Annotated in this window: 9 protein-coding genes; 4 read left to right on the plus strand and 5 right to left on the minus strand. The window is 58.9% G+C overall.

The window, feature by feature from the left end:
• Position 1 precedes the first annotated feature (1 nt).
• The 5 genes from ASILVAE211_RS20780 to ASILVAE211_RS20800 all read right to left on the minus strand — a co-directional run bounded on the left by ASILVAE211_RS20780 (position 2) and on the right by ASILVAE211_RS20800 (position 5,709).
• On the minus strand, positions 2-664 hold the full coding sequence (locus tag ASILVAE211_RS20780; protein ID WP_227323283.1) for an amino acid ABC transporter permease: 663 nt from the start codon (positions 662-664) through the stop codon (positions 2-4).
• A gap of 54 nt (positions 665-718) precedes the next feature.
• The gene (locus tag ASILVAE211_RS20785; RefSeq protein WP_227323284.1) at positions 719-1,546 is read right to left on the minus strand and encodes a transporter substrate-binding domain-containing protein; all 828 of its coding nucleotides are present in this window, start codon (positions 1,544-1,546) and stop codon (positions 719-721) included.
• Positions 1,547-1,609: 63 nt separating this feature from the next.
• The gene (locus ASILVAE211_RS20790) at positions 1,610-2,701 is read right to left on the minus strand and encodes an LLM class flavin-dependent oxidoreductase (protein WP_227323285.1); all 1,092 of its coding nucleotides are present in this window, start codon (positions 2,699-2,701) and stop codon (positions 1,610-1,612) included.
• 641 nt (positions 2,702-3,342) lie between these two features.
• Positions 3,343-4,557 carry a multidrug effflux MFS transporter gene (locus ASILVAE211_RS20795; protein WP_227323286.1) on the minus strand — a complete coding sequence of 405 codons (1,215 nt, stop codon included), beginning with the start codon at positions 4,555-4,557 and terminating at the stop codon, positions 3,343-3,345.
• Between the two features lie 117 nt (positions 4,558-4,674).
• A complete protein-coding gene (locus ASILVAE211_RS20800; protein WP_227323287.1) occupies positions 4,675-5,709 on the minus strand; it encodes a GNAT family N-acetyltransferase in 1,035 nt (344 codons plus the stop codon).
• A gap of 639 nt (positions 5,710-6,348) precedes the next feature.
• Between ASILVAE211_RS20800 and ASILVAE211_RS20805 the strand changes: the two genes are divergently transcribed.
• The 4 genes from ASILVAE211_RS20805 (at position 6,349) to ASILVAE211_RS20820 (ending at position 12,005) form a co-directional block, all read left to right on the plus strand.
• The gene (locus ASILVAE211_RS20805) at positions 6,349-7,398 is read left to right on the plus strand and encodes an NAD(P)-dependent alcohol dehydrogenase (protein ID WP_227323288.1); all 1,050 of its coding nucleotides are present in this window, start codon (positions 6,349-6,351) and stop codon (positions 7,396-7,398) included.
• A gap of 259 nt (positions 7,399-7,657) precedes the next feature.
• Positions 7,658-8,824: a glycosyltransferase family 4 protein gene (locus tag ASILVAE211_RS20810; RefSeq protein ID WP_227323289.1), complete on the plus strand. Its 1,167-nt coding sequence runs from the start codon at positions 7,658-7,660 to the stop codon at positions 8,822-8,824.
• Positions 8,821-9,891, plus strand: coding sequence for a GDP-mannose 4,6-dehydratase (gene gmd / locus ASILVAE211_RS20815; protein ID WP_227323290.1), 1,071 nt, complete (start codon positions 8,821-8,823; stop codon positions 9,889-9,891). The genes ASILVAE211_RS20810 and gmd overlap by 4 nt, the downstream gene beginning before the upstream one ends.
• 1,457 nt (positions 9,892-11,348) lie before the next feature.
• On the plus strand, positions 11,349-12,005 hold the full coding sequence (locus tag ASILVAE211_RS20820; protein ID WP_227323291.1) for a helix-turn-helix transcriptional regulator: 657 nt from the start codon (positions 11,349-11,351) through the stop codon (positions 12,003-12,005).
• Positions 12,006-12,111 lie beyond the last annotated feature (106 nt).

The raw sequence follows: 12,111 nt of genomic DNA on the forward strand, positions 1-12,111 counted from the left end.
CTTAGCTCCTATACATGAGCCGAAACGCAATCAGGGCGGAAAACTGCAACCCTTTTGCGATGAGATAATACATCCCCGCGGCAACGATGAAGAACTCGAAAGTGCGGAACGAAACGGACTGCGCATATTGGGTTGCGCCCGTCAGATCCTGCAACCCGACCAGCATGCCGAGAGAGCTGTTGAGCATGCCCCAGATCCCCTGCGTGATATAGGCGAGGAAGATCACCTTGAACATTTGCGGGAAGATCACGTGCATGAAGCTCTGCGGGCTTGTCATGCCGAGTGACCGCGCCGCCGACATTTGCTGTCGCGGAATGGCGGAAAGGCCGCCCCGGAAAATCTCCGTCATATAGCCGGCATTATTGAACGAGACCGAGATGAGGACGGCGGCATAACTCGGAATATTGATATGAAAGGCACCGAGGCCGAAATAAAAGACAAAGAGCTGAAAGACCGCCGGTGTATTCCGCGCCAGTTCCACCCAGCTTGTCGAGACGCGATAGGCCCATCCCTCACCCTTCTGGCGCGCCACGGCCATGGGCATGGCAATCACTGTGCCGATGATGAAGGCCAGGAAGGTGATCTGGATCGTGACCCAGGCGCCAGCCAGCATCAGCGGAAAGGATTGCCATACGGTCGACCAGTAGAAGTGATATCCGTTCATGCCGTCATTCCATGCCCATGCCGGCGGACTTTGCCGCCGGCATGGGGTTTGCCATTAGAAGGTCACGCCATCAGCCGTCAGCGGCGGTGCGTCCACGCCATAATACTTTTTGTAGAGTTCGGCGAAGCGGCCGGACTGCACCTGCTGGAAGACGAATTCACGCACCCAGTTGAGGAACTGGAAATCGTCACGGCGCACCGCGAGCGAACCCCAGTCATTCAAAGGTGCATTGCCGCCCATGACGAGATTGGGGAACTGGCCGCTGCCCGCAAGCGCGCGGAAGACGCTGTTGTCGATCAGGATGGCGTCGATCTTGCCCTGTTCCAAAGCCATGTCGGTCTCGGCGTCGCTCGCATAGCCGGTATAGGTGGTGCCGGCATTCTTCCAGTCCGTCGCCATCTTGGCTTTGAAAAGCTGCTCCGGCGTGCTGCCGACGACGCCGCCGAGATGCTTGCCTTTCAGATCAGCGAAGGTCTTGATGCCGGTGCTTTTGTTCGTGACGACAACCATGACGTTATTCGTATAGGGCTGGCTGAAGGCGACCGTCAGTTCACGCTGCGGCGTCGGCGTGGTGGAAGCGACCAGCACGTCGATACGGTTGGAAACGAGTGCCGGAATACGGTCAGGCGAGCTGACTTCGACGATATCGGGCTTGGCGCCCAGCGCGGCAGCCATGTCCTTGCAATAGGCAACGTCATAGCCATCGGGCTGGTTGTTTTCGTCGCGATACCCGGCCGGGGGACTATCCAGCATAATGCCGCAACGCAGCACCTTGGATTGCTCGATTTTATCGAGCGCCGACTGCGACTGTGCGCTGGCATGGCCAGCGAATCCAAGCGCCAGCACGGTCGTCGCCAGCATTGTCTTACCGAATAGTGTCACGCCTTAATCCCCTCTCATATCTAGTCGTTACAGATGACAGTCAGGTGCGGACCATAGCCTGGGTCAGCTCGCCTTGCGCATGGCCTCGCTCTGGATTCCGATATTGGCGAGCGGGCCAACTTCTCGTTCGATCAGCGGCACGACGTCCTTCTTGAAGCGCAGGATGGAACTATGGGCGCGTTCAATAGGCATGCAGCCGAAAGAGAAATTGCAGGTAAAGTTGCTGGGATTCAGCCGCCGGATATTGGCGACTATTTTCTCGGCCACAATGTGCGGATCACCGACCACAGTTTTGTCGGCATATTCATCAAGCGTATATTCGCCTTCATAGGCTTCGTTTCTGATGAAGCCCTTGTCGTCCAGCGGAAGCTCCGCCTGCCGCAGGTAATGCGACATGCGGCCGACATAGCGGGCGCGCTCGGCGACCTCCAAAGCTTCGGCGCGGCTGTCGGTGATGCTGACATATTGCATGATGGCCAGCGGCTTGGTCGCAGGCTGCTCGCCGAGCGACGTCCAGGCATCGTTCAGCCCGTCAACCATCTTGTAGAGCACCGGCGAACCGAGCGTGCTGGCGGCAAGAAAGGGCGTCGCCTGCCATTTCTTGAACCGGTCGAGAAGTTTCGGATGCGATGAGGTGACAAACAGCGGCGGCAGCGGCTTTTGCAAGGTCTTGATCGCAAAATGCGTCTTGGGAATCGACACATGCTTGCCCTTGTATTCGACTTCCCCGTCGATCAGCGCGCGCTCGATCACGTCCCAATATTCAAGAAAGACATCGACGCGCTCTTCCAGCGCAACCTTGTAGCGGTCGAACTCATACTGCTGATAGCCCGTGCCCATGCCGACGACCAGGCGCCCTTCGGTCTGCGTATCGGCAACCGCGATTTCCTGCGCGACGCGCAGCGGATTATACAGCGGCAGCACGATCACGCCCGGCCCGAGCTTGATCGTCTTTGTCCAGCCGGCGGCGTAGGAGCACATCATCAGCGGTGACGGTGAGCTGGAGTAATTGGCAAAATGATGCTCGGCAAACCACGCGATGTCGAAGCCGAGTTCTTCTGCCGTCTCGACCATCTTGCGGGTATCACGCATCACGCCGCGAGCACCATCCGGATGGTCCCGAAGGGTCATGAGATTGAAAAGACCGAGTTGCATCCTGTATTCCTTAAGTCACGTGCGACGGCTGACGGTAGAAACCTCCAACTTCACACGGCTTCGCCAGCATGAAGCGGCGCGGACATGACGCGCGAACCGTCCTTGTCAATGCGGGAAAAATCTCATAGCCAAATCTAAGGCGACCACATAACCAGCGATGATGTTGTTAGACCAACAATCGCAACGCGACCGAACGCACAGGACAGCACAGCCTGTGCATGATGACGATCGGAACGCGCTGCTTTTCGATCCGGGTCAGACATCTGGAAGCCCCAAAAACCATCTTCAGATTGACGATTGTCTACAATCTGTCAATCGAAAATTGACCTAAATCAAAAATCCGCTGATTTGCTCAAGTTTTTATCCGATCGCTCGATTTTGAGGCAGTTTTGCGGTGCGATATTTTTCGCGGCCGCCCGCGTCTATTTGCACCCTTTCGGCGGAATTCGGTCAATTCTTATGCAAATGCCCGCGCGCCAATGCCGGGGCGCTTCGGTGGAAAAAGACGCGCGTGCCGCCCATGCAGGACCAGCCGGGCCGCTTGGCCGCTTGGCCGCCCTAAAAATCCAGTTCCGATCCTTTGCGCGTCACCAGCGCCTCCCATGCGTCGTCAAATACGCAACAACAGAGGCGCGGCCGGATTAGATGCCGGTGGCCTCGGCCAACTGGTGCTTGCCGCCGCGCGGCACGATCAGGAAGGCGAGCCCGGCCGCGACAGCAAAGCCCAGCATCACAACCGCGATGGCCGCGAGGCCGAATTGCCCGAAGAGCAATGCCGCCAGGGCGCTGGATATGGCGGCGCAGACCATCTGGAAGGAGGCGAGAACGGCCGCGCCGACGCCCGCAATCTCAGGGATCGGATCCAGCGTGCCATGGCTGGCATTGGGGGCGATGATGCCGAAACAGAAGGTCACCAGGAAGAACAGCGGCATGACGACCACCAGCGGCACCGCCTGGCTGACCGACAAGGCCGTCAAAACAGCCGTCACGAGGATCAGGCAGGCGACGCCCAAAGGCAGCATCGGCAAATGATGGGCGCCCCGCGTGCTCAGCCAGCCGTTGATCGTGGCGCCGAAGACGATTCCCAAAGCCGTGCAGGCAAAGAGCACCGCATATTGGGAAGGCGTGACATGATACAGGCCGATCAGCACCAGGGACGAGCCGGAGATATAGCCGAAGGCACTGCCGAAGCCGAAGCCGTAGACCAGAAAGTTGCCGACGCAAGCGCGATTGCCGAGCAGTCGCCTGTAACCCGAGATGAGGCCGCCAGGTGCGCCTGCAACCTCGGGGTTGCGGGACTCGGCATAGCCAAAGGCGCTCACGATCACGACGATGAAGGCTATGATGGCGAGCGCGGCATAGATCCCGCGCCAGGAGGCGAAGACGAGGATGGCCGCGCCCAGGCTGGGTGCGATCACCGGTGCGAAATTGATGACGACGGTGACCATGGACAGGCGCGTGCGCGCGGCCGTGCCGGAAAACAGGTCGCGGACAATGGCGAAAGCCATGGTGATGCCGGCCCCTGCCCCCGCGCCTTCCAGCAGGCGGGCGACCAGCAGCGTGCCGATCGAGGGTGCTACAGCGCAGAGCAGCGAGGCCAGCGCGAAGACCAGCAAGCCCGTCATCAGCACCGGCTTGCGGCCATAGCGGTCTGACAGCGGGCCGTAGAGCAAAGGCGTCGCCGCGAACCCGGCCATGAACAGGCTGATCGTCAATCCGCTGAGCCCGGCCGTGGTATGCAGGCCCGTCGCGATAGCCCCTAGTGCCGGCAAAGCCAGATCCGTCGCCAGCGGCGGCATGGCCGACATGGCCCCCAGCAGCACGACGAACAGCGGTGATTGCGGCGAAATACGCATGCGGCAAGCCTATGGTGGTGTGACGGATTGGGGTTTCTATCGCCGATCCCCCCCACCCTGTCCACCGGCCAAGCCCTGCCGTGCGACCCTCGCGCCTTGGGCGCGTCTCAGCCCAGACTAGTAGGAGCGGAAGCGGTGCTTCAGCGCATTCATCACGACCTGACCGGCGCGGAAGACAGGGGCGTTTTTGCTGACCAGAAAGCGCGGCTTGGTCGTGCCACCGAAGCCCGCGACCAGCAGACGATTGCTTTCATGCTTGATGCCGTCGAGGTCAAAAATGCGCCGGTTGGCCGCCGCTTCCTGAATGGCCGTCCAGATCAGCAGGCTTGTGGCGCCATTGCCGGATTGCGGCGCATGCGTCGCCAGAAGATAGTGTTCCACCTCGGCATTCCAGGCCGTGAAAATGGCGGCTTGCAGGGTGCCGGTCGAATCGACCGCGGCCAGGATGCGGCCGCGCTGACGCGCAATGCAGGCATCCATGACATTGCTATACTCGCGGCGCGGGAATTTATTGACGCGACCACGGCGGCGCAGATTGTCCTCGTAGAAGTCAAAGAAAACCGCCGGGTCTTCAATTTCCTCGATCGTCAAGGCCTCTTCGGCGCGGCGAATGACATTGCGCGTCTTGTCGCGCATCCGGCGCCACAGGGCCTCGCGGCAATCCGGTTCGATTTCGGATGTGAAGTCCACGCTCAGATCGAAACCGGCTGCCTCAAAAGCGAGTGTATCCTGCACGCGGCGGTTCATCGCAAACCAGACATGCGATGCATTAGGGAGTTGCTTAATCAATTCCGCAGTCAGCGAAAACTCCTTCAGCGCACGATTGACATCGCTCCCTGGCAGATCAGGCGTGATGCACGGCCCCAGCACATGGGTCAGCGGAGGCATCACCAAAGCAGTATGTCCGCCAAACTTGCGCAGCCGCTGGTAGGGCAAACGCGCCACGACCGCACCATTGGCCGCAACAGACGCTTCCTCGTAGGTGCCGTCGGTCGCGGCAGCCAACCACCAGGGCTCATGAAAAATGGTCGCGCAAGGAATATCCGCCTGTGGCCGACGCCGTGCAGCCGCCTGCTCGATGTGAATAACCGGCGTGCTTTCAATCCGCGTCACTGGGGATAATACTGTTCGTGCCATTAATGTCTGGGACATATCAAAAATCCTGTCTCAGCAACCGCCGCAATCGGCCTCTATGCTTCGTAAAATATAGACGGCCTGTCGGCCACCGGCTACGCGGCCACATTATGTAACTCCCCATAAAAAGCGATCCATCCTTAGGCTTAGACCAACCGAGAGGGTTAAGCATTGTGTCCTGTGGAGGCCGTTATTTTGGCCGGCATGTGTACATTTGAGATCAAATAATCAGCCAAATTGCGCGCAAGCGCGCAGAAAAACTTGCCGCTTCGCCTGAAAAGGCTTTTCTGGCCGTCATTTTTTGCGGCGACTGATTTTTGTCGCATTCGAAACGGATGATTAAGTTTTTTTTATATCACACAGAGCACAGCTGCCGTTCGGCGGTAGTGCGGAACGTTCCGCACAAGTGAAGACCACAGTGTCGGAACGGATGGGCAAGAAATAGAGCCAGCGGCCGCCCTTTCACTGGCCAAGCCATATGACGAAAGCCCCCTTGATATACGGAGGGTTCCTCCGTATAAATCATCCGTAAGGTCCGCCTTCCGACGGATACCCGTAAGGACAGGAGACGAAGCCATCCGCCTCCTCTGAGCGCGCCTTGCCTGTTTGCGGAAAGCCTTTTGGCGCGTCCCGCGCCCTTCACGTTCAGGACATCACATGAAAACGTCAGGCTATGCAGCCCTGCGCTGCGACACGCCCCTGGAACCCTTCAGCTTTGAGCGTCGTACGCCCCGTGCCAAGGATGTCGTGATGGAGGTGCTTTATAGCGGCATCTGCCATTCCGACCTGCATCAGGCCCGCGATGACTGGGGCTGGAGCAGCTACCCGATCGTGCCGGGCCATGAGATCGTCGGCCGCGTGATCGAGGTCGGCAGTGACGTCACGCAGTATAAGGTAGGCGATCATGTCGCGGTCGGCTGCATGGTCGACAGCTGCATGAGCTGCGACCAGTGCCGAAAGGGCGAGGAGCAACTGTGCCGCGCCGGCAATACCCAGACCTATAACAGCCGGGACCGCATCGACGGCAGCCCGACCTATGGCGGCTATTCCAAGCATCTGGTGGCGCGCGAGGAATTCGTGTTGCGCGTGCCGCAGGGCATGGACCTGTCGCGGGCAGCCCCGCTGCTCTGCGCCGGCATCACCACCTACTCCCCCCTCCGCACCTGGAACGTCGGCCCTGGCAGCAAGGTGGGCGTCATCGGTCTGGGCGGGCTCGGCCATATGGCGGTAAAGCTCGCCGTCGGCCTGGGCGCGGAGGTGACCGTCATCAGCCGCAGCGCGGATAAGGAGGCGGATGCCCGCGCCTTGGGCGCCGACCATTTCCTGATGTCCAGCAATGCCGATGCCATGGCGGAGGCGGCAAGCCGCTTCCAGGTCATCATCGATACCGTGCCGGTGGATCACGACCTGACACCCTACCTGCCCCTATTGGACGTGGACGGCACGCTGGTGATCGTCGGCGTCGTCGGACCGATTCAAGGCACCAATACGGTGCCGCTGCTGACGGGCCGGCGCCGCGTTGCCGGCTCGCCCATCGGCGGCATCGCCGAAACGCAGGAAATGCTCGATTTCTGCGCCAAGAAGGGCATTTTGCCGGATTGCGAGATGATCCGCATGGATGAGATCAATGCCGCGTTCGAGCGGATGGAGCGCGCAGATGTGCGCTACCGTTTCGTGATTGACATGGCCACACTGGCCGCAGCCTGACCTTGCAGCATCGCAGGCCGCTCCCTGGCGGCCTGCGCCACGCTCACACGAATGCCGCCGGCGTGAGCGAGCGCGTTTCGCATAGCAGTTGAGGACGCCATTCGAATTAAGTACGCCTATTGTGATTACTCCAAAGCGCTTGGAACCAGCAGAGGCCGCCTGATAGAGAATAGACAATTCGTGTCAGGAGCATTGGATTGTCCCCAGATTTCAATGACATGCGCATCGAGCCCTCGCTTTTCGCGTCCAGGGTGGCGCGTTGAAAGTCGCGCTGGTACACGAATGGTTCAATACCTGGGCCGGGTCGGAGAAGGTGCTTGAGGTCATACTCTCGCTTTTTCCGGAGGCCGATATCTTCAGCCTCATCGAAGTGCTGCCCGACAAGGACCGGACAGTCATCACCAAGGGCCGGGTAAAGACGACCTTTTTGCAGAGAATCCCTTATATCCGGCATATCTATCGCGACATGCTGCCGCTGATGCCGATTGCGATCGAACAACTGGACATGAGCGGCTACGACCTCATCATCTCCAATTCCCACGCCGTCGCCAAAGGCGTCATCACCGGGCCCGATCAACTTCATATATGCTATTGCTATAGCCCCATGCGCTATGCCTGGGATCTTCAGGCCCAGTATCTGCGGGAATCACGGCTGGAGCGCGGCATCCGCAGTGCGCTGGCCCGCTATTTTCTGCACAAGATCCGCGTCTGGGACCAGCAAAGCGCCCAGCATGTCGATCACTTCATTTCCTGCTCGCATTACATCGCGCGGCGGGTCTGGAAGGCCTATCGCCGTGAATCGGAAGTCGTCTACCCGAATGTGGAGACCGATATCTTCACCATAGGCGATGAGGCACGCGAAGACTTCTATTTCGCGTCCTCGCGTATGGTCCCCTACAAAAAGATGCACCTGATCGTGCAGGCTTTCGCGAAGATGCCGCATCGCAGGCTGGTCATGATCGGCACCGGGCCGCAGTTCAACCGCATTCGCAAGCTGGCGACGCCGAACGTCACCCTGCTCGGCTACCAGGAATTTCCGGTCCTGCTCAGCCATCTGCGCCGTGCGCGCGCCTTCATTTTCGCCGCCGAGGAGGATTTCGGCATCGCCCCGATCGAGGCCCAGGCCTGCGGCACGCCCGTTCTGGCCTTCGGTCGCGGCGGCGCCACCGAGACGATCATCGACGGCGAGACCGGCATGTATTTCTACGAGCAGACGCCGGAAGCCATCATGGCGGCGGTCGACGCCTTCGAGGCGCGCGAAACCCCGTTCGACCCCGACGTGGTCCGGCGCAACGCGCTGCGGTTCTCGACCCAAAATTTCAAAGCCGATTTCGCCCGCCTGATCTGGTCGCACTGGGACGCGCATGTCGCGCGCCTGGGTAAAGGCCGCCCCCGCCCTCTGGTTGTCAGCGAGGAAGCCGCATGACTGAGACCTCCGCCCTCATCACCGGCATTACCGGCCAGGACGGTGCCTATCTGGCGCGTTTCCTGCTCGACCGCGGCTATATGGTCCACGGCACCTATCGCCGCGCCAGCACGCCCAATTTCTGGCGCCTGGAGGCGCTTGGCATCCGGCACCATCCCAGGCTGAAGCTGATGGTGCATGACGTGACGGACCCCGGCTCCTGCTTCCGGATTCTGGAGAAGTCGGAGGCGACGGAAGTCTACCATCTCGGGGCGCAAAGCTTCGTCGGCGCATCCTTCGATCTGCCGGCAACGACGGCCGAGATTACCGGACTTGGCACTGTCCACATTCTAGAAGCGATCCGCAGCGTCAATCCGCGCATCCGCTTCTATCAGGCGTCGAGCGCCGAAATGTTCGGCCGCGTCCAGGCGGTGCCGCAGACGGAGACGACGCCCTTCTATCCCCGCAGCCCCTATGCGGCCGCCAAGCTCTACGCCCATTGGATGGCGATCAATTACCGCGAATCCTACGGCATTTTTGCCAGCTGCGGCATCCTGTTCAACCATGAGTCGCCGCTGCGCGGGCTCGATTTCGTGACCCGCAAGATTACCGACGGTGTGGCGCGAATCGCCACCGGCAGCACGGAGCCCATCCGCCTGGGCAATCTGAATGCCGAACGCGACTGGGGTTATGCCCCCGAATATGTCGCCGGCATGTGGGCGCTGCTGCAAGCCGATGAGCCGCATACGCTGGTTTTCGCGACCAACAAGACCCATAGCGTGCGGCAATTCGCCGAATGGGCGTTCCGCGAGACCGGTCAGGAAATCGCATGGCGCGGCACCGGTTCGTCCGAAACCGGGCATTGCACCCGCACGGGCGAGACCTTGGTGGCGGTAGACCCCGACTTTTACCGGCCGGCGGAAGTCGAATCCCTGATCGGCGATCCGTCCAAGGCGAGGCAGACCATCGGTTGGCATCCGGAGACCGGTGCGGAAGCGCTGTGCGGCATCATGGTTCGCGCGGATCTGGCGCGGTATCAGCCTGCCACGCCCCTGACAGAGCCTTTGCGCGCCCACGAAGCCGCTTAACCTGGGGGCGAGCCTTAGCGCCCCTCCCACCCCGCGTGGGCAAAGCCCAGGCCGGTGCAGACCGTCATGCCAAAGCGATGGTGGCACGGCCCTGCCCGCCCTGCGCCATTCCCGCGTAAGCGGCCGGGGATTTCGCCGGCTTTCGATCGGCGCGTCCCCGGCCGGCCAAACCAAATCCCATCGAATTTTGATTCCGTCCACATAGGCCCAAGACGCGATTGGCCTCTTGAGATCGGGCCGATGGTCGCGCTGTCAGAAAGGATGGCTTGAGAAAGACCGTGACCCCGGGCAAATGCCCGCGTTCATGAGCCATCAAAGGCGATCAAACAATTGCCGCGATTCTGTAACAAAAAAAACCAGTGTGAGAGCGGGCAATGCGCGCCACTGTCACAGGAGGCGGGTTAGACCTGGAACAGCGGCGGTCATCCTCGTGCAAGCGCGGCACGGTGAACGGACCAGTCATGCATCCCGCTTGCCCTTCCAGATCAAATTTTTTGAAAGTTTTCATTAGCTAACAGGACAATTCTCAATCCGCATCTTAGTCCTGCGGCGACACGTGAGGCAGCGCCTTCTTGTCGCGATACGGCCGTGAGCATCAATTAAAAAAAACACCCCTCGCCCGCACAAGCCTTCGGCTCGCAGCACAGGAAACTCTAAAACGATCACAATTATCTGACTAAATAACGAATTGGCATAAAATCAGCAAAATCGATTTCTCAACAATATCAGCACAGCATTTTAATTTTCCTCCGGGTATCAAGCATTGTTATTTGAGACAAGAACAATAACAGCTATACCTTTGACGCGATGTTTTCTGAGTCCAGCGCTTCATATACCCATTTTCTTTCTATGTTTTGACCTCGACCGCTTCGACTGAGGCTTCGTCGTTTTATTAAACCCTGCTGAGTATTTCTTGATATCCCGAAAAAGACGCGATAAGAACAAAGACTATCACGAACTTGTGTTGAAAATAAATGGGAAAAGCCCCAAACGGAATCGTTAGATTTTAAGAACTAATCCCAAAGACTAGTTCTACCCATAATGTTAAATGACCTAACGATTTTTAGTGATAACGCTTTCAGGTTTGCCGCTGTTTGGCCGATTTTAAGCGATGTTCGACTTGGTGATATAAAATTATCAACGCCTAAAGCCTCCCATCTCTAAGCTTAAGCCTAAGTCTTGCAGCTCACTGATCTGCCGGATGAGGAAATGCGGATAAAAAAGTGCCCCGTTTGAGGCTTTCCCGGAACACGCAACCGCAGGATTGATTTGGATAGAAACACATGACGTTCGTACGCATTCCCCACGACCGCCTATCGGGAAACGCTGCTGGGAACTCGATTAAGGGATACAACACTGTGAACATGGAATCCGATGATTCCTCACGGATCGTGAACAAAACGCCCGATCTGAGCACCGATGACGCCTCGCTAGCACTTGATGGATCATTGCTCTCGATGCTGTGGGTTGACGCGGCGCGGCTAAGTCGGGAATGCATTGCCAACGCCGTCATGGCGGCCGAGCCCGGTTTTGTGATCCACGCAGCCAGGTCGGTGGAAGAGTGCCTTAACCTGGAGGGATTAGATCCTCATCTGGTTGTCTATTATTCGCATGCCGAGGATACGGTCGATATCGACGCGATCGAAGCCCTGCACACGGCTTATCCCTCGGCCCGGCTGGTCATCCTGTCAGACGCGGCAACGCTGGATGCCGGTGCCGTGCGGCATATTCTGTCCCATAACGTCGCCGGCTTCATCCTGACGCGGCGCACGGGATTGCAGATGGTGGTGTCCGCCATAAGCCTGGTGCATTCGGGCGGCACCTTCGTGCCGCGTGATTTCCTGTTCATGGAGGACGCGCCGCCGCCGCCCAGCGCCGCCCCCATCCGCCGCGCGTCGGAACATGGGCGCTTCACGCAGCGTGAACTGGCTGTGCTGGATCTGATTCGCCTCGGTCAGCCAAACAAGCTGATCGCCGAGGAACTCGGCATGAGTGCGAGCACGGTCAAGGTGCATGTCCGCAATATCATGCAGAAAATGGGCGTCGCCAATCGCACCAAAGTGGCGATGGGCGCCGAAGACTTTCTCAATGAGGATCGTCAGAAATCCTATTGATAATTTGGCAAGACAAATTTTTGTCAGTGGCCATCACAATCACGCCGCAATATCGCCGCCTTTGGTTTCAATTTATCGACAAAAATAAAATTCAATCCTACCGAAT

The organism is Acidisoma silvae, from assembly GCF_020618775.1.
GTDB classification, from domain to species: Bacteria; Pseudomonadota; Alphaproteobacteria; order Acetobacterales; family Acetobacteraceae; genus Acidisoma; species Acidisoma silvae.